The sequence below is a fragment of the Bartonella sp. AA81SXKL genome, assembly GCF_042196945.1.
In the GTDB taxonomy this organism is placed as follows: Bacteria; Pseudomonadota; Alphaproteobacteria; order Rhizobiales; family Rhizobiaceae; genus Bartonella.
In genome coordinates, this window is the sequence record NZ_JBHIRH010000012.1 from 7,501 (window position 1) to 27,101 (window position 19,601).

Consider the following 19,601-nt stretch of genomic DNA (forward strand, 5'->3'; position numbering starts at 1 on the left):
TATTTGCTTGCATATCGTCTTAAAAATCCATTTTCCACCAAGATTCGTCTTAATCTCGCAAAATCTAAAGTAAAAAGGCTACATATTTTTTATGTTTCCGTTTCGCGATAGTTTTTCCTATTTGAAATGCTTCTGCAATTTTTGTAAGTATATCTTCTGTTTCTAAATGGTGATCGCTAAAAATTTCCATATTTCGTACATTTTTATCTTCTAGCGCTTGCCATAATTTATCGATTGCTTGAAATCCCTCTGTTGTGTTTTGAATAAGACTAAGGTTTAAAAGGCGATTAATAGATTTGTGAATGTTTTTGGTCTCTGAATTGACAAGTTTGAGGATATCAGAAAGAATTTTAGCACCAAGTATAATAACAGTATAGACAGCGCGTAGTGTCGGTGAGGTCATGGCAGAAATGAGCAAATTATAAGAAAAATGATTTGGCTGTGTTGCACATGGATATCAATAGAATATTATTCGTGCAGAATGTAGCTACCTTACGCTTGTCTATCTCATAATCCTTTAAGCTATGAGACAATTTGCAACGGCGTTTACAGAGCAATCTTTAAAGACAGTTTCGAGCTTCTTTGCCGCAGAGTGTGTTACAAAATCATAATTGAGCCATTTATGGCGAAGTGTTTTGAGTGCTCTTGTTGTGCCACCGGTTGCAAAAACTATATGTGATATGGAAGCTGCTTATTTTTTCGTTTGCATGAGGCAAAGGCAAGAAGCAAAGGCGGAGGCACCAACAATCATGCAAAAGGTGAAAGCGATATGATTGTTGAAATGGCTGATAATCCATCCACTTGTCCATGAGCCGGCGGCTTGGCCAATATTTGAAATAACAAGAATATAACTGAAAAGAACACTGGCAGAGAGGGATGTAGTTGTTTTCCCTGCTTGATAGTATATTTCTGGAATCATGACAGATTCATAGACACTGTAGGCAATTAATGCAGTCACAGCGGTAAAGACCCCACCCATGAGGAAAAATGAGGAGAAACTTCCCATAAGCCATAATAGGTAGAAAGTTGATTTATCGGAAAGGCTGAGATGTTTATTGATTATTCCTTGCCAGATACAAATACTGATGCCAACAATTGAAAAGAAAATTCCACTATAAGGGGCGAGATTGCTGTCAAATTTACTGAGAAGTGTTGTGGTGGTGATGAAAATTCCCATGAGGTATGCACAAAGCAAAGCCGTGACCAGTAAATAAGCAATAGAACGATTATGTATTATTGTTTTTAAAGAAGAAAGAAGAGCTTTTTTTGTTTTTTTATTCTTTTCAAGAGATAATGTTTTATGCGGGTAATGATAAACAATTTGAATGGATAGAACACAAAGATACAAACCAATGAGTGCAAAAAAAGCCATTAAGAAGGTTGATGCGTTGTATTTTATGGCACTCGTTGCAACAAGAGGGGCGATAACGACAGCAGCATTTTGAAAAAAAGAATAGAGAGTTAATGCGCGCTTAAGAGCATTTTTATTGAGATGTTCTGATAAAATTTCTCTCAAAAATGGCTTTGAAATTGCTTTCGAAAAAGCCATTAAGGTAAAAAAGATCAACCATGCAGAAGGTGTGAGCGATAGGATAATGCACACAAAAGCGCTACTCCTTAAAATAAAGGCGGTAGCCATTAAGAGTTTACGCGAAAATCTTTCTAATAAACCCGTTGTGGTTACCATGAGAATGCTTTCAAGGATTACTGATCCAGCGAGATAAAAAGCAACATTGGCAGCAGTTATGAGAGAAGAGTTTCCAAGCAGAGGGAGTACAAAGAAAAAGGAAAATTCAGAAAGAAAAACTGTGCTATAGATGAAAAAAGTTATTTTATTTTTGCCCATGGAATTTCCATAGAAGTGTTGTTAAATGATCAAAGACATTTTGTTGTATCTTTTGAGGAAGTTTTGCCAGCCCTGTTTTTGCTGTGCACATTTCGTTGAAATAGTATCTTTCTTGATTCACTAGCCAGTCCAATGCAAGAATATTGTTTTTTCTACGATGTTTTTAGAAATATCGAGTATGATTTGGATTGAGCAACAACACTGTGCCCGGATGTTCGCGCAACAATCGTAAGATCATTGAGACCTTGATCCTATATCTTCTCCTGATGGGTTTGACTGTTTCTAACCCTATTTAATAACCAATTGACATCCCGCACTCTTGTTCCTCCCCATTGCATCTCTTGCGAAGAGAGCACGCTAATCTCATCTCCATAGATTGTCAACATATGAATGGGATGAATGATTTTGTAACCTTTTAATGAAATTACATTTTTTTAGTGGAAGGTTATTCATTCTCTTGAAATAGAGAAGAAAAACGATAGCGTTCGCTAATCATTTTTCAATTCTCTTTTAGCGCATACGTTGATATTTTCCTCCATGGCGTTGTAAAAAACCTCTCTCAACAAGAGTGCGTCGTAATCGGGCAAAGTCTATCGTAAAGAGGTTGCATATCTTGGAAACTTCCGTTTCGCTATAGGTTTTTCCCATTTGAAAGGCTTCACCAATTTTTGATAGCATCTCTTCTGTTTCTAAATGGCGGTCGCTTAAATTTTCCCTATTCCGTTCATGTTTATTTTCTAGCATTTTCCACACTGTCTCTTCGGCTTGAAATCCTTCTGTTGTGTTGTGAATAAGTCCAAGATTCAAAAGGCGATTGATGGATTTGTGAATGTTTTTGGCATCTGAATCGACATGTTTGAGGATATCAGTAAGATTTTTTGCACCAAGGATGATGGTGGCATAAACAGCGCGCAGTGTCGGTGATGTCATGGCAGAGATCAGTGAATTGCGGGTATTGCGTCTGTGAAGGGTTTCTTTTCCCATGGGCAAAAGATCGTTGCGAATGGGAAGTTCATTGATTTCTATGAGTTCTGCTTGTAGTGATTGTGCGCGTACAATTTGTTCGGCTGGGGTGCGTTTGCGAATAATTCCCAGACCACCTTGGCGATATTTGTGGTTTTCGGGGAGTGTTAAAGCCTCATAGGAGCCATCAAGCCGATAGAGGAGTTCTTCCCAGATAGGGGTTCTAACACGTCGAACCCGTTGTTCGCCATTGAGAGCAATTGTTGTTATCATTGTTGGTTCATGCAAACAAAGATAACCACCAGGTGTGATATGTTCCCAAAGGGTTAGAATAAATCGTACATCATCTGCGGGGGTTCCTGCATCAATCCAAGCAAAATCTATTGGCGCCCAAGATTTGAGGGTGCTTTCATCAAGAGAGAAAAAATTTTCATTGATAAATGTTACAGTGTCTTTTTTAATGCTATCTTTAAGAAGTTCTTGCCATGCTTCTTCTGCTGATTGACCTTCTACTGTAAAATCATCAATTGTGATAAGCCGTGGTTCGTAATTCTCAAGGACTCCTGAAGGATCAAGCAACGCTGTGCGCTCTTCCCAAATGGCGGATTCTAAAAGCTTTTTATCTTGTTGCCATGATAAATTCGCTTTTTGAAGTGCTTTTGCGATAAAGCGCGTACTATCACCAGCACCGATTTCAATGACTGTGCGCGGTCTTGCCATTTGAATAAGCGTATGGATAAGTTGAGCACTATTTTCTGTTCCCATGTCAGGTCTTATCAGCTGCATCTTTTTATCCTTATAATGTGAGCAATCGTAGCATTCCTGCTTTTACAAGAAACTTTATTGAATCCTCTAGCGGGTATTGAAGATGCATTGGTGTGGCAGCTTTCTGCAAGAGATGTTTTGTTTTTTCATGAAGCCGGATTGTGCGCCCATTAAGTTGATTAATGGCAAGAGTGCCAAGAGGAGAATCGATGATACGACATGTTGTCTCTCGTAAAAGAGCTGTTGCATCATTTTCTGAAAAGGCTTTTTGATCTGTTTCGATGAGACCGTGTCGTAGCAGTGATATCAAAAGACTTCCAGAGGCAAGAAGAGTACCATTGAGTTTGATTTCTTTTAAGGATTGGACAAGGCAGCCTTCACGAAGTGCTTCAAATATGGGAAAGTCGAATCCGCCAAATGTCGCTCCTTTTGTAGAAACAATGGTGATGGGTTGTATTTGCCGTTTGCCAATGAGTGCTGGTTTGTTTCTCGTTATCTGTACGTCCTTTGCCCATTGAACGCGTGATAAAGGATTGAGTTCACGTGGGTAGACAGCGAAAGAATTGATGGCTATAGGTGGTGTTGGTTTTTGCAATTCAAGTGTGTGGATGCTTTCATTCAAGTCATGTAGCATATAGTCTGCCAGTTGCCATACATAACCACCTGTTCTATTGTAAAAGTTTAAGCCTATAGGGTCTTGTTGCATGATGTTAAACTGTTTTCTTCTGCTTTGAAATATCAAGTTTTGGCAATGGTTGTTTGCTGGGGTTGTTTGTTCCTCCACACGAGAATGGTTTATCAAAATCACATTGCTTGGTATGGGGTTGCATGGGAGATACAATAATTTGATTAGGTGATGATTTTTATGCCATTTTTGGGCATGGTTTTTTTCGAGAGAAAAGATGGCAAAGTTTGCTAGGCATTATCCCATTCCTTTTTTTGCATAGCGCGGTTTAACGTAAAGCCTAATAGGCCTGCGATCATGGTGGCAATGCCAATGATAAATAGTGTGTATTGGGTGTGATGCACTTTTACAAAACCAGCTCCTAGAAAGCCAAGGCACACCGCTGTTTGTATGATGAAGATATAGGCGGGCATTTGGTTGTTTCGGTGTTCTTTCTGAATGGCTTTCATCATAAAACTTGCCATCAGAGCATTTTGCACGCCGTTAGCACCCCCAAGGATGAAAAATGACAGCATCATTAACCATACAATGTGTGTGAGAGAAAAGCAGAAAATTGCTAAGCCAATGGTTGTGGCAGCCAGTGATGCACCAGCGGCATTACCAAAGCGATGAAAAAAGCTGGAGAAACAGAGTGGACCAACCACGAGGCCAAGACTTAACATGCTTGTGATTATCCCATAGGTTTCTGCACTGAAGTACAGCTCAGTGCGGATGCGGACAATCGATAAGACGTTGAGAGCAGAGGTGAGGATGATGGTAATGATGAGGGGAGAAAGAGCATAGACAACATTTTTTTTACGCAAGAGCCCTCTTAAATCTAGTCCCTTTTTGGCTTGCTGTGTTGTGGTTGTTGGCATATGTATGTTTAAACTTTTAAAACAGAAGAGAGTGATAAAGGTTGCACAGAGAACCATGATAGATAGTGCAAAGAGCCCTTTTTGCCCGTTTGAGAGACCATATAGCACACCTCCTAACAGTGGTCCTGCAATGTAGCCAAGATTACGGACTGTTTGGATAATGCGGTTGATATGGTCTAATTGCCGATCATTTTTTGCGAAGTCAGGTACAGCAACAAGGATAGCAGACCAAAAGAGTGAACCAGCACACCCTAGTGCAAAAGAAAGGGCAATATAAACCCAAAATTGGTTGGCGATTGCAGCTGTGGCTATAAAGAGTGCTTCAAACAATAAAACAATGGGTACTGTTCGCGCTGGTTGGAAGCGATGCAAGAGGCGTGGTGCAATTGGTCCGGCACAAATTGCCCCGACAAGCCCTGCAAACAGCAGCATTGAAATAGATGCTGTGCTTTCTGCTAAGTGTAGAGCAAATGTAACTTGTGCTGTTTCATCGGCAAAGCTGCTAAAGCCCAAAACAAGGAAAAGTCCCATTTGGGTAAAAATCATGGATTTTTTCTTTGTCACAATGCTCCCCAACATGCTAAAGCTTTTACAGCTTTTAAAATTTCCTTCTGTGCTGTGTCATGTGGTTTATCATTTAATTTTGCTAGATCTAATTTTTTTCCTGATGAAAGTTGAGAAAGGAAATGTTCTAGATGAGAGCTATACTCAAAACTGGCGCAATGCCCATTTGCTGCGATGAGGAGTTCTTTTGTTTCTAGTAAGGGCACCCATTGGAGGGTTGCAGATGCGCGAAGAGTGATTTCATTTTCAATCTCAGAGACGTCAATAAGGGGGCGCTTGACACATAAACGTGAACTTGTATCACAAATTAATTGAGAAACCAGCATATGGCGTTTTAAGGTACCATTTGCGATGGCGGAGTTTAGTGCAGAGTGTTGAAAAGCATTATCAGGGTTTAAATTTGCTCTTCCTGATGCGCGGATATCATGTCGCGTTCGATCATCAAGATGGAGTAAATGCGTGACATAATTTTTATGATGTTGTGCATCGTGTGCTGTTTCCCAAAAAGCAATATTGATATTTGCCGCGATATTTTTTCCAGTTTCAGCAACGTGGAAAGCATCATGGGGAAAGTAGGCAACACGGTCTGTACGGTTTTGCAGCGCAATTGCTGTTAATTTATGCGCTTCATATTCAGGATATTTTAGCCCTTGGGGGTCTTCTCGTGTACTGGGCCATGCAAACATTGTTTTGCCATCCTGTAGAGTAAAACCAAAATTATGAGCGTGATCCACATGTATCCCAACATGGGTGGAGGAATATCGACCGATGAAGCAGTCAATATCCACGCGCCCACCAGGACTAAAACCTAAAGAATGAGCTAATTGATCTGAAAACTGTTTTGCCACATCCCATAGAACAGGGGTTGCAGCGTATAATCCATAATACATGACCGCCCATTCTTGTCCTTCGGCATATTGGTCAACGCGGGCAGTATATTCTTCTATAGTTCTATCCGTATCTAAAACAAGAAAGTTTGAAAGAGGACGTGGACTCCGCACTCCATTAACCACTGTTACTACTTCGGATTTAGGATTAAGAGCTAAGAGTTTATGAGGATGTAGAGCGTATTGTCTTAAAGCATTCAAAACATCCCTTTCATTGAAAGGGATGTACGAAATTGACAATTCAGCTGCTTGCTTAGCCCAAATTTTTTGAGAAAAGCCCTCTGAAAATAACTGAAACATGCACTTAAATAAGCTTAATTTTTAAAGATGGATGGATAAGCAGATTTGCATCAACAATACATCATTAAACTTCCAGCGAATCATTCATATTAAGCTCATCAAGCTCACTTTGATAAATTTGAATATCGTTACGCTGTGCATACTTAGTAAGCATTGCAGTTGGCACAACTTCATCAGCAGCCAATTCAATAACATTTTTTACTTTATTAAGTGAAATATTCATATATTTCCCCCCTTATAGTTGATAAAATACAGATAATTTAAATATAAAAAACTACCAATTTCCTACACTTAGCATGGATTTATTTTTTGTCAAATGTCATGTTGTTTGAAAATATTTCTTATTCTTTTTGAAGTTATATCATTGTTTTTTGAGGCGTTTTTTAGCAATATCATTGAAAAGGGTATACGCTTTTTTTCTTAACAACAAAGAGATGCATGATTTTTTTTGCTTCTTTCTTTGAAGGGATACACTGCATATAATGAAGAGCTCTCTACGTTCTTATAAAAAGATAGATTTTTTTCTTCGAGGATTTTTGATTTTTAAGGAAGATGAGCACAATATTCTCTCATCATTTGTGTATTTTGCTTTCAAGTTTGAATTTTAAAAAGCTTTGTCTGAATATTGTAAGGTCGTAAGTTGCCATTTATACAAAAAGCTTTTCACGCAGGTGTAATAAAAAGCTGCACCATGTGTGCAGCTTTTTATTGGTTTTATACTTTTTGAGCTATAAGTTTTTAAAGCATGAAAGTGTCCTTACGGCTTCTATAACCATAATAGCCAAAAACACTGGAAATAATGGCGCCTACCAGACTTCCTAAAAAGCCCCACCACCCCATATTGGAGGCTGTTTTTGTGGCTTTAGTTGCAGTGTTTTTTGCTGCCTTGATCGTATCCTCAAGATTGTCTGAGAGTGTTTCTGCCTGTTCTTCAAGGGCTTTGATGGCTTTTTCGGTTTTTTCCTCTGCGCTTTGATAGAGTTGAACAGCATGGTTGGCTGCTGTTTGTGCATCCGCACGGGTCATGCCATCCTTCATAAGCGCGTTGATGATATCACTTCGATCAAATTTTGTTGTGAGATCTTCTACACGATCAGACAGGCGCTCACCAAGATTTTTTAAAGTGGTGCGATAGTGAGAAGGATCATTTTTGAAAGCTTTTATCGCAGAACCAATATCATTGAGTGCAGCTTGATAGGTTTGTTTCAAGCGATCAGGGTTGAGAGCAGGAATGTCACTTTTATTGAGAAGGGAGTGCAATTCACTACCAAGTTGGTCAAAATTGATATCATTGTCACTATTTTTTGCAAAAAACTTTTCAAGACTTTCACTGTTTAATTTTGCAAGTATAGGGGAAATATTGTTTTTTAGGCTGTCAACGGTTTGTTGGACCATGGAGCTGTTTTCTAAAGCCGTTTTAGCTCCTATCTTTTCTGTACTAGAAACCACGTGGATGGCTTGGAGGGTCATCAGCAATGTTATGAGAGCCCAAGTGAGAAAGCCATGAAGAATCCCTGATGATTCAGCAAAACGTCCAGCTACAAAGCCTCCCAAGGCTAGGCTAATCAGTGTAACGATAACGGAACCCACGCCAAAGGAGAGGAAAGAGCCTTCAAATGGGGATGAAGAAGTGAAATCCATTTGGCTTAAGCCTAAAGCTGCGACCAGAAAAGAGAGGCAGATTGAGGTGGCAAGAGCCGTCACCAGTCCCGCAAAGATTGCGGACCATGAAATGGGTGTGTGAAAGAATGAATACTTTTCTTCTAGAGTTGTTTCTCCTAAAAAATTCGTATCAAATGGTGTGTTTTCAGGAATGCGAGTTTCCATGTTTTATCTCCTTGAATATGCTGGAGATACAATGCCTTTTTGCTAATTATGTTCCAAAAGGGATAAAGAGCAGCTAAAAAGGACAGAAAACATCGAAAACAAGACGGTGATCATTACTTAAAATTCTTCTTATATGACTCCAGTCTAGAACTGATAATACCAGTTTATCGAGAATTTTAGTTGATGGGGGGGAAACGGTCTATGGGGGAATGGCTCTTTTTTCCCGTTCTGTACTGCAATGTTTAAAAGATTGAATGTCGTTGTGAAGTTTAATCTTTCCCCCTTAGCTTAAAAGTAAGCTCTCTTAATGCTTTTTCTTTCAAGTAATGTCCTGGATACTGCCTGAGGAAAACTTTGTAAACGCTTTTCCATCATTGATTGTGTTTGAAGGTAAAAAGTAAAATTCTGGAGTCTTTATTTTATTATTCCATTTTTTGTAAAAACAGCACGTCTTCTAAAATTTTATTTTTTATATTGTACTTATAATTAAAAGAATGCTTCAATTATTCAAAATAAATATCAAAAGTATTCAATTCAAAAAGCTATGAGAGATAAAAGAGAAGGAAGAAACATTAGTGTTCTAAGCTGTTTTTCCTTCTCTTATTGCTCTATATCAAAACAATGCTAGAAAACTTTTCTAAGTTCTTTGAGTAAAAACTCCCAAAACCAGAGAGGAAAGTTGAAAAGTTTTGAGACAATGTCCAAAAGTTTCGAGATTCTCTCCAAAGGTTGTTTTTTAGTTTCGCCCGCAGTTTTTTTATACGATGTAAGAGCACTTTGATTTGAGAGATAAATTTGGTTCGATGGACCATCTTGTATTAAGAAAGTGCATTTTGTAAAGGTCATGCGTTCCACCTTTATGACGTAGGGATTATGAACTGTAATCGGTTCATAGGTGCTACAGGTTTTCACTTTTGCATTTGCAGTTGTCATGGATTCTGTTTCAAATGTATGTGTGTAAAGGTTACTTGTGCATTTTTCGGGTTTACTGTCGATTAAAATACATTCATCCATTATGCTTTTTATGGCTGCATTTACTTTGTTTATAAAGTTTTTGAGATGTTTAGAAAATTGAGTTTCTAAGGATAGGATTTTTAGGGATGGGATTTTTATGATCGTATTCATTTTATCAAATTTTTATTATATCATGTTTGTCAATAGCTTAGGCAATAAACTTTGTGCTGGCTATGTAGAATGAAATTCTAACAAAATGGACAAGATGAATTTAGATTTTAGAGCGAGATAGAAGCACAATTTGCTTTATGATATTAGTGGGCTATTAAGTTTATTTGCTCAACTATTTGTGTTGATAAAGACTTCTCCATGAGGCATTGTTATATGCTGTATTGTTACAATAATATTTGTGTGGGGAGTTTTGAGGAAAGGGAGTTTGTGGCTTCTTTTTTCTTTGAGCGTTGTAAACCAATTCTGATAAAAGATGTTGTCGGAAGAGTGATGTTGTTGTCATGGAGAGCGATAGAGTTTGGAAGCGTTTTTGTTGATGATATCAATGAAAAAAGCTGATGAATATAGGGCAACATGAATACAACAAAATGCGCTATTTCGGATTGGGAAATATATCTCTGAAGGAGAGGTTTGATCTTTTAGCTTCTTTTGCGTATAGTTTTAAAATTGCGATTTGCTATGCTTTAAAATTAATTATAAAGTGAAGAACTAAGTGGTTATTTACGTGTTGAGTGTGTGCGTGCGCATCATACACTGGATTTATGTCTCAACAAGATGAATTATTCTCGAATAAAGTAAAAGAATAAAGAAAATTGATTATTTTATTCGCTGTGGATAAAGTTAAAATAGCTTTATATTTATAAATATAAATTATTATTTTTCTATAAACGTAAAATTTAAATATTTTTAAATTTAAGAAATGTGACTTTCCTGATGAAACATAAATATACATTACCATTCATTATACTTATCGTATGTTTATCGACGGGAGGTTTGATTTCTACCGATATTTTTTTACCGGCACTGGGCGATATGCGTCAATATTATCAAGTGACACAATCTCAAATTCAAAGTGCAGTGGCGGTTTTTTTGTTGGCATTGGCACTTGGACAGCTCATTTATGGGCCGCTGAGTGATAATTTTGGGCGTAAAAAAACACTTCTATTGGGCTTATTCTTGTGGTTATTTACGACACTTGGTGTGATTTATACGGTTCATATTCACGCTTTTCTTGTGTTACGTTTTTTGCAAGGTCTTGGTGCTTGTGCGGGACTTGTCTTAAGTCGTGCAATTATCAATGATTTGTTGGATAAAAAAGCGGCTGGAAAACTTTATTTGATTGTTTTCCCTTTTATTGGAATGTCGCCAGCACTTGCACCTTTCATTGGTGGACTTTTGATACAAGCTTTTCATTGGCAGGCAACTTTTATCTTTTTAAGCTTTTTTATATTTTTGACCATTTTGCTATGTTGTTTTGTGCTAAGCGAAACTCTACCCCCTCAAAAACGGCAGCATTTTTCTCCTGTAGGATTAATGAAGGCATATTTAGGCGTTTTCAGAAATAAACAATTTATTTTTTATGCACTTATTCCGTGTTTTTCTTACGCTGCCTATTTTGCTTATATTGTGGAGTCGCCTTTTTTACTCACGACTTTGGGGTTATCGCCGATACACATTAGTTATAGCTATATTGGTGTCTCGTTTCCCTATATTTTGGGAAATCTTTTGGCGCGATGGTTTTTTGAACGCGAGTCTATGGAAAAAACTGTGGGGAGAGGGTACATTATTTTTGTGATAGGTGGTGTGCTGTTTGCTTTGCAAATGTATCTAAGCCCATGGCCCCTTGTGACAAGTTTTATGGCTATTGCTGTTCTTACTTTTGGAAATGGTTTTTTATTGCCGTTAGGAACAGCGTTGGCTATTTCATCGCATCCGAAAGCTGCGGGAGCGGCTTCTGGTGTTATGGGATCTTTGCAATTAGGAAGTGCGGCACTCAGTGCAGCGGTTATCGGAAAAATCTCTGGTCATAGCCCACGGGCTATGGCAACTTTGTTAGCTGTGTGTTGTATGATTGGTTTTATCATTTATATTCAAAAAGCGCGTCATTTTATGACTTCAGAAATAAGCTGAGTAAATGATAAAAAGAAAGTATTATGCGGAAATGCTTTTGATGTTTTACACAAATGGGGTACCTGTACATTAGATGAATTTTTTTATTAAGTTGCTGGATTGAGTGGGTTTAAAATTTGTTACAAGCTTAGTTTGAGTTTAACAAATCGATTATTATGGGGGGAGAATATGAGCCTAGAGTTTCAACATATTTTCATTATATTGGGTGGGAAAAGTTCTGGCTCTAATGCATGTTTAAAATAAGGGGAGGAATTGATCAATGAGCCTTCCTATTATTATTCTTTCTCCTGTAATGCCAATTTGGGATGGTGATGTTTTTTGTTCTCCATTGACAAAGCTATGTTCAACAAAAGGATTCCCTGTCACTCTGCTGGATACGCTTTCTCTTTTTCCTAAGGGTTCTCATGTTCTCAATTATTCTGCTGTAGACATTTTATCTTTTATGGCAGAAAAACTTAAAAGCTATTTTAAAGAGCCCGCAGTGCTTGTGGGATTTTCTATGGCTGGAACATTGGTACAAATATTGGCAGTACAGCTTCCCAATGTTCAAGCTGTGCTTGCTGTGAATGCGCCTGGCTATCCAGATAAGGTTTTGCAATGGCGCCTTGGAGATATTCTTGCCTCCTTAGAAAATAATGATTTATCGGGGGCTTTGGAAATACTCAATGGTTTTATGCATCCTTCTGGCGTTATGAAAAAAAGAGCCTTATTGGAGATTCCTGATGAACAAAAAAGCGTGGCAATTGAACGCATGACAAGAGGGTTTAAACTCTTATTAGAAATAGATGCTAGAGATGAAATAGTTAAGTATAAGGGAAAGTTTTTAGCTTTAGTGGGAGAAAAGTCGCAACTTGCAACGGTAGATAATCAGACAAAAAGTCATAATCTGAACCATGAATATAAGATTATCTCTGGTGCTGGTACGCGTTTGTGGGAGGATAATCCTACTATGACAGATGCAGTCATTGATGAGTGGCTGGAGGGACTATGAAAAAGAAAGTTCTTGTATTACCTGGTGATGGGATAGGACCAGAGGTTTGTGATGCTGCGCTGATGGTTTTAGAGCAATTCCAATTGCCGATTGAATTGACTTATGGTGATATTGGTTTTGAATGTTGGAAACAGGAAGGAGATCCTATTCCTCAAGCGACTTGGCAAAAAATTACTCAGAGTGATGCTATTTTACTTGGTGCTGTGACCAGTAAAGGAAAAGAAGCGGCTTTAAAAGAACTTGCTCCGCATTTAAAAGAGAAAAAACTTGCCTATGTTTCTCCCGTACTTCAACTTCGCCAAAAGTTAGGTTTGTTTGCGAATATACGTCCTGTAAGATACATCTTTGGTCCCCAACGTCCTTTTCATTTTTGTATTATCAGAGAAAATAGTGAAGGCCTTTATGCTGGATTGGATTTTCGGGGTATTTCTCCTGAAACAGCCGTTTGGCTAAAACATCCAAATTTGACAAAATATGGGCTTGAAGAAGCTGCGTGGACAGTCCGTTTGCAGACACGATTTGGTTTAGAACGGTTATTTGAATATGCTTTTTCTTATGCAAGGAAATATAGCTTTAGGCGAGTTACTTTTGCTGATAAGCCCAATGTTATGCGAGAAAGTGGTCAGTTTGCTCAGGAAATTTTTGAGAAGATTGCGCAAAACTATCCGGAAATTGAAGCAGATATTCAGAATGTTGATGCGGTTGCTTTGTGGATTGCAACCAAGCCAGAGCGGCTTGGTGTGATTGTTGCTGAAAATATATTTGGCAATATTCTCTCTGATCTTGGCTCTGGGATAATGGGGGATTGGGGCTTGCACCTCATGTGAATGTGGGGAGCGAGATTGCTTGTTTTGAACCTGTTCATGGAAGCGCACCACGTATTGCTGGACAAAATAAAGCAAATCCTTCTGCGATGCTTTATACCATGGCTTTACTCTTAGAGCATTTAGGCTTTAAAGATGCAGCAAAACAACTGTCTGAGAGTGTTGATCAAGTTATTCGTGCTGGAAAAACCGTTACCTATGATCTTGGAGGTGTAGCCTCTACCCGTCAAATGGCTGAAGCTGTTCGCAATTCTCTTGTGAATCCTGTCTTTGTTTGTCATGCGGCGATTATCACTGTTGGTGATGAACTCCTTTCAGGACAATATTTGAATACGAACTTACAAGATTTAAGCCAAAGTTTGAACAAGAGAAATATTCAAGTCACACGTCATTTTGTTTGTGCTGATCAATTACAGCAAATCAGTGAGACTGTTGTTTCTTGTCTTGGACAAGAAGATCTTATCATTATCAGTGGGGGATTGGGACCAACATCAGATGATAAAACACGCGATGGAGTTGCTCAAGCTGTAAAGCAGCCTTTGGTACATCATGAAGATGTTTGGCAAATAATAAAAGGTCAATTACAACGATTAGGGATTACGGCGGATAAGAGTAATGCGCGTCAAACATTGTTTACTGAGACAGCAACCGTGCTTGATAATCCTACAGGTACAGCACCAGGGTTTTATCTCTCTTGCGATGGAAGTACGCTTGTTGTTTTGCCTGGTCCACCATCACAGGCTCTTGCGCTTTTAGAGAATTATTTAGAACACAACGAGAAGAAATATTTTACTGTATCGCGTGCGGAGTATGCATGGACTTTGATTGGAATTGATGAAAGTACCATTGCGCAGTGGGTTGATGATCATCTTGAAAATGAATCCTTTGAACGGCATTTTTTATGGAAAAGCCCCTATGTTTTGGTGCAACTGGTTGCTCAATCAGAAGCGCCCTTGGAACAACATTTCGTGGAAGAATTTGAAAATCATTTTCACCCCCATTTAGTTGGGGCAGAAGTTACTACTGCTTGTAAACAATTAGCGATGTATGCAGAGGTTCATTGGTCTGCCAATGATCCGTGGCTTTTAAAATATTTTCAGCCCATAGAAAAAGGTAAACAAGATGTTCCACTGCTTGAGGTTGAAGTGAGCCTAGAGCCTTCTTTGGAGACATTAGAAAATCAAGCAGAAAGCCTTGGACATGCTACCATGACTATACGGATGAAAGGTTATGGTGATGATCGTATAACTTTTCCCTATACGCGACCACTTTTAGGTGTCGTCTTACAAGAATATGCAGCTTGGGCTGTCTTAAAAAGATATTTGAAAACAGAGAAGAAAAAATGAAACTCTATGGGGATGTAACAATATTGCTCAAATTATTGAACGTTCTATTATAAGAAGTATTTTGATCCTTTTCTTCAGTGGTTTTTGTCTATAGGTTAATTTTTCTTTTGATGTGTAAATGAATGACTTTGATTGATTCAAAATTAAGAAAAACTTTACGATATTAGGCTCGCTACATTCAATATTTATAATGATTAATTATGATTATAAATCAATATGTTATCTTCCATAGCGCTGATAACAAGGAATCCAGAGACTTCGTGTGTCTCAAGCGTTGTAGATAATTGAGATTCTTTGTAAATCAAAAAGCGATGGTGTGAAAAGACAAGAAGTCGTGTCATTTACAGGAAAGCTTTGCAAATTTTATTGAACAATATGTCCGTGAAGAGTTTTATTGTGAACATATCCCGTTCCGTTATCTGATAATAAATTGCTGTAAAGAGCTCATAAAATTTTTCCTTTAAGTTTTTGTGTGATTGCATGATCGTTGGGTATTCGCTTCCGAGGGGCGATATTTTTCAATTTGATAACAGGACGAACTATTTTTTCTGTAAGACGTGAAGATTTAAGGAGTGATCATTTTACGCTTTTGTTTTCTTTTTGATTGGTAATTTGTAGGAATTTTTTTGGGGAAAATATTTAATGTGGTTAAAAACATTTTATGCGTGTGTGGGAGAAAAATAAAAATGTGGTCTTAATTGTTGATAAGAGTGTCAATATTTTTGATGAACAAATTTTAGTCGTAATTCTTAGTACCTAGATGGGAAGTTTATTGCATTTTTTAACAGTTCGTATTCTATCTGTTGTGATGCGCAGTGGTTTTTTAAGCAAAAAAGAAAGGGCTTTTATGTATCAGATTGATTACAACAGTTATCGTTCTGTCAAGAGTTTTAGTCGTCGCGTTCATTTTCTCGTTATGCATTATACGGCTATTGATTTTAAAGCCTCGATTATGGCGCTTACAGGAGAAAAGGTTAGTGCACACTATCTTGTTCCTGATCCTTCAGAGCAGACATATCGTGAGGCAGGCTTTAAGGATATGCGTATTTTTAATCTGGTTGATGAAAATGAGCGCGCATGGCATGCGGGTGTGAGTTCATGGGCTGGGCATAGTCATCTCAATGATGCATCTATCGGGATTGAAATCGTTAATTTAGCGACTTATCATGATGGGACGGGTATGTTTCCTCCTTATAATCCAATACAAATTGATGCTGTTAAGGAACTTGCCTTGAATATTTTTCAACGGTATCCTGATATTATGCCAACAGATGTTGTGGGACATAGTGATATTGCCATTGGAAGAAAAAGTGATCCAGGAGCAGCTTTTCCATGGAGAGAACTTTATAGCGCAGGTATAGGAGCATGGTATGATGATGAACTAAAAAGTCATTATCAAGAGCAATTCTCTAAGAATTTGCCACCCAAAGAAGATGTTTTGGCGAAGCTAAAATGTTATGGATATGACATTTCTGCTGCGTGTACCCAAACAGGATACAAAGATTTGATCCGAGCATTTCAACTTCATTTTCGTCAAGAAAATTATGATGGGATTCTAGATGTTGAAACAGCAGCAATTCTTTATGCATTGGTTGATAAGTATTTTCCGTGAATTCAATGTGTTTTAATTGAAAATATGGCTTATGATTACGTGTAAGCCTTTTTATTATCAGGAAAGGCTGCTTTTTGCCAATTGGCTTTATGTAAAAAGGGTATTAATCGTGTAAAAAATCCCATGTACGGTATAAGGCGTTTTATGGAAACATAACTCTGAAAGCTCTATGATTTGCAGAGATTAAATTTTATTGTTTCTTTGTCTTATATTTTTCTTCCTTTAAAAACGCATAAAGCCAAGATGTTGCGTATATGATGAACATGTTCCTTACGCAGGGTAAAACGCTTCAAATAAAATGGATTTGTATTGTATATTTACATGCTTGTTTTAAAGAAATGTCTTTTAATGTGTATCACAACATATATTTTACAGCGACGTTTATAGAGAATATAATCTAAAATCCTCTATGAAGTGTATCCTCATTTTGATGCTTAATAAAAGTGCCTAGCACTATCGTACATTTTGTCAGATCTCAATGTTACTACAACCCTTGAAATTTAAAACGATTCATAAAAGGGTTTTCTTTACTCGTTTTTATTCACACGGCTCTCTCCGCTTGTCGTGTACAAGTGACAGGTTTTGGTTGATTGAAACATGCAAAATTATAAATTGATCATTATAAATCAAAGTGATGCAGATTCAAGAAAAATAGGGGCATTTACAGATTGCTACTGATAGGGGGCTATTCTTAAGAAGGGGAAGAGGTCAATTCATTTTTTTGAAGATATATCTCTTTTCTCTTTTATTGCTTTAGGGGATGTTTGCATCGTTTTGACAACATGTTTCTTAATGATTAAGTTTTTTAATGAAGCAGTGTTATAAAACATTGTGTTTTAGAGTGTTGATAGAAGACACATTCAGGCATATCAAAAACACAATGATGTCTTGTTTTTTCAATATTTTATCTGTTCAGTATAGAATTGACCAGAGAAGTTCATGACCTAAATTGCAAAGGTTAGGTATAAATTACCAAGAAAGACCAATTTGGTCATAAAGCAAAGGGGTTATTCATGCTTTAAAGGGCAAGGAAGAGATTGTGTTTGAAGTAATGTGTAAACGCCCGTGTGAGGTGCTCTTATCAAGCATATCAGGTTAATCTTAAGAGTAGTTTTATGAAACTAAGTCGGTTTTTTCCGAGAGACAAGACAATAAGTATCAGGAAAAGATCTTCATGATATTTGATTTCAAAAATAAAAACTGGCAAACCATGTTGCCAGTTTTTAAAAGCTGTAGCTTAAATAGGATTAGAATGAACGCTGTAAACGGATCATACCTTGAAAAGCACTTTTCTTATTGAATAAATGTTTTTCATCATTATTTTTATCCGTCACAACGCGATCATCGTTCCAAGAAACATAGGTTAATTCAGGTGTAATCACAAATCCTGGAACCAGCGTGTATGTAATATTTACAGAAGTTGCAAAGGTTTTTACAGCACTATAAGAAACTTGAGCATTCAAATTTGCTTTTGGAGTAAGCTTGTAAGTGGCACCCGCCCAAGCAGCCCATTTACCACCCCAGTTTGCATAAATTGTTGTGCTTTGTCGTGATAATTCATTTTTTGTATTTACTGTGTAGTAATCAAGTCCATTTTTATAACCAGCCATTACCCATAGATTGAAACGATCGTTAACATTGAAATCTGCACGTACTTTTCCAGCCCACTTTTTGTAGTAAGTATCATATGCTGCAACCGCTGAAAAACCACCCCATTTTTGCATAAACTTTATACCCAAAACCACATTCGGGGTGTAATTTTTAATTGCTTTACTTGGAAGAGTATCATTCGTGATAGAAACAAGCTTATCATCTTTATCAATGTAGTATCCTACTGTTCCTGGAAGAGCATCTGCATTATTGCCTAATTCAGCGCCGATAATAGCAGAAAAGCCGGAGTCACCATTAAAGGTGTAGGAAATAAAATTAGTGCGTGTTGTGCCGGCAGGTGCTATGCTGTCATCATTGAGAACATTTCCATAACCACCAGTCCAACTGTTGAAAATTGTATCATCAAGACCTACGCGAAAACCACCCAGTTCAATGTAAGCTGCTGCAAGCCTTGCACCAGCTTTATCATTACCATCACCCCAGCTTGAATAAATTCTTGCATATGAACGAAGTGTTCCCATTTCTGTTTCAGAAGCTGCTTGAAAAACAAGAGTGAGCCGTGATGATGCGCCATAGGTTTTTCTTTTGTCTCTTAGTTCAGTTTCGGTTGTTGCATCGATATTATCACCGCCTATAAAATCAGTACGAACATTTCCTGATAAACGCATGCAGGTTTCTGTTCCAGGGATATAAAAATATCCTTTTCCGTAGGCATCACAAACGCGAATATATTCTACAGGTTCAGGTTCGGCGATAACTGTTGAAGCAGCATGTGCTCCAGAAATTGCTAAAAAAGCTGCTGTAGAGCTTAAAAAGAGGGATTTAATATTCATATGGGATCTCCGAGGTCCGGTTAAATTTCTTCTAAAGAGTACCATTTGCCTAACGCATTAAGGACAAAGACATAAGTAAAATACGCAGCACTTGTTATTTTAGCTATAACTAATCTTTTTAGAGTTTCAAATATGAAATTACCTTTTTGTAATATATACATGTACTATTCGAGATGCTGTGGTAAAAAAGACACAATTTTTGTTTTATTAACTTTTGCTTCCTATGGGATCAATAGGAGAAAAATTTTCAGATATTTGGGAAAAAAATCGAAAATGTCTTGAACTTTCTGTTGATACCATTTATGCCTCTCTGTTGGAGAGGTGGCCGAGTGGTCGAAGGCGCTCCCCTGCTAAGGGAGTAGGGCTCAAAAGGCTCTCGAGAGTTCGAATCTCTTCCTCTCCGCCATCTATTGTTATAAAAGCAGTTGACTGTGTATCGGAATTCTGTTTATCCCGTTGGGATTATGCCTCTCATATAAAAAGCATGTTCTAAACACAAATATACTTGTGTTGCCGATTTATGCACTTGTTTTAAAGAGATATCTTTGCAATGTGTATAAGCCCATTTTGCGACGCTGCCTCGTAAATGGTATA

General features: G+C 37.7%; 13 protein-coding genes, 1 tRNA gene and 1 pseudogene (1 of these 15 running past the window's edge). 5 read left to right on the forward strand and 10 right to left on the reverse strand.

All coding sequences use genetic code 11. The features are described 5' to 3' along the window. From ACFINZ_RS06615 to ACFINZ_RS06655, 9 genes are all read right to left on the reverse strand, one after another. A protein-coding gene (locus ACFINZ_RS06615; protein WP_375638870.1) for a hypothetical protein crosses the window boundary here: on the reverse strand, positions 1 to 38 show its 5' portion. The gene continues 16 nt to the left of window position 1, outside the view; 38 of the gene's 54 nt are visible here — the first part of the coding sequence; its start codon is at positions 36 to 38; its stop codon lies off the left edge, out of view. Between the two features lie 26 nt (positions 39 to 64). After that, complete coding sequence (locus tag ACFINZ_RS06620; protein WP_375701253.1) at positions 65 to 403, reverse strand: hypothetical protein; 339 nt, start codon at positions 401 to 403, stop codon at positions 65 to 67. Between the two features lie 288 nt (positions 404 to 691). Beyond that, complete coding sequence (locus ACFINZ_RS06625) at positions 692 to 1,846, reverse strand: MFS transporter (protein WP_375701254.1); 1,155 nt, start codon at positions 1,844 to 1,846, stop codon at positions 692 to 694. Between the two features lie 510 nt (positions 1,847 to 2,356). Beyond that, on the reverse strand, positions 2,357 to 3,595 hold the full coding sequence (locus tag ACFINZ_RS06630) for a DUF2087 domain-containing protein (RefSeq protein WP_375701255.1): 1,239 nt from the start codon (positions 3,593 to 3,595) through the stop codon (positions 2,357 to 2,359). 10 nt (positions 3,596 to 3,605) lie between these two features. Further along, on the reverse strand, positions 3,606 to 4,376 hold the full coding sequence (locus tag ACFINZ_RS06635) for a hypothetical protein (RefSeq protein ID WP_375637055.1): 771 nt from the start codon (positions 4,374 to 4,376) through the stop codon (positions 3,606 to 3,608). 113 nt (positions 4,377 to 4,489) lie between these two features. Then, the gene (locus tag ACFINZ_RS06640; protein ID WP_375701256.1) at positions 4,490 to 5,680 is read right to left on the reverse strand and encodes an MFS transporter; all 1,191 of its coding nucleotides are present in this window, start codon (positions 5,678 to 5,680) and stop codon (positions 4,490 to 4,492) included. After that, the gene (locus tag ACFINZ_RS06645; RefSeq protein WP_375701257.1) at positions 5,677 to 6,867 is read right to left on the reverse strand and encodes a hypothetical protein; all 1,191 of its coding nucleotides are present in this window, start codon (positions 6,865 to 6,867) and stop codon (positions 5,677 to 5,679) included. Before ACFINZ_RS06645 ends, ACFINZ_RS06640 begins: the two co-directional genes overlap by 4 nt. A gap of 64 nt (positions 6,868 to 6,931) precedes the next feature. Beyond that, positions 6,932 to 7,090, reverse strand: coding sequence for a hypothetical protein (locus ACFINZ_RS06650; protein WP_375618735.1), 159 nt, complete (start codon positions 7,088 to 7,090; stop codon positions 6,932 to 6,934). A gap of 515 nt (positions 7,091 to 7,605) precedes the next feature. Continuing rightward, positions 7,606 to 8,694 carry a DUF3792 domain-containing protein gene (locus ACFINZ_RS06655; protein WP_375701258.1) on the reverse strand — a complete coding sequence of 363 codons (1,089 nt, stop codon included), beginning with the start codon at positions 8,692 to 8,694 and terminating at the stop codon, positions 7,606 to 7,608. Positions 8,695 to 10,593: 1,899 nt separating this feature from the next. Between ACFINZ_RS06655 and ACFINZ_RS06660 the strand changes: the two genes are divergently transcribed. From ACFINZ_RS06660 to ACFINZ_RS06675, 4 genes and pseudogenes are all read left to right on the forward strand, one after another. After that, positions 10,594 to 11,790 (forward strand): multidrug effflux MFS transporter, encoded by a 1,197-nt coding sequence (locus tag ACFINZ_RS06660; RefSeq protein ID WP_273791533.1) that lies wholly within the window; start codon positions 10,594 to 10,596, stop codon positions 11,788 to 11,790. Between the two features lie 259 nt (positions 11,791 to 12,049). Beyond that, complete coding sequence (locus ACFINZ_RS06665; RefSeq protein WP_375701259.1) at positions 12,050 to 12,781, forward strand: alpha/beta fold hydrolase; 732 nt, start codon at positions 12,050 to 12,052, stop codon at positions 12,779 to 12,781. Beyond that, positions 12,778 to 14,951: pseudogene (locus ACFINZ_RS06670) on the forward strand (isocitrate/isopropylmalate family dehydrogenase). The gene ACFINZ_RS06665 and the pseudogene ACFINZ_RS06670 overlap by 4 nt, the downstream one beginning before the upstream one ends. An 847-nt stretch (positions 14,952 to 15,798) precedes the next feature. Continuing rightward, positions 15,799 to 16,563 (forward strand): N-acetylmuramoyl-L-alanine amidase, encoded by a 765-nt coding sequence (locus ACFINZ_RS06675; RefSeq protein WP_375612480.1) that lies wholly within the window; start codon positions 15,799 to 15,801, stop codon positions 16,561 to 16,563. A 1,247-nt stretch (positions 16,564 to 17,810) separates the two neighbouring features. On the opposite strand, the gene ACFINZ_RS06680 is transcribed toward ACFINZ_RS06675, so the two are convergent. Further along, the gene (locus tag ACFINZ_RS06680; RefSeq protein ID WP_375655353.1) at positions 17,811 to 19,007 is read right to left on the reverse strand and encodes a porin; all 1,197 of its coding nucleotides are present in this window, start codon (positions 19,005 to 19,007) and stop codon (positions 17,811 to 17,813) included. A gap of 315 nt (positions 19,008 to 19,322) precedes the next feature. On the opposite strand from ACFINZ_RS06680, the gene ACFINZ_RS06685 reads away from it, so the two are divergent. Beyond that, positions 19,323 to 19,413 (forward strand) — tRNA-Ser (locus ACFINZ_RS06685). Positions 19,414 to 19,601: the final 188 nt, after the last annotated feature.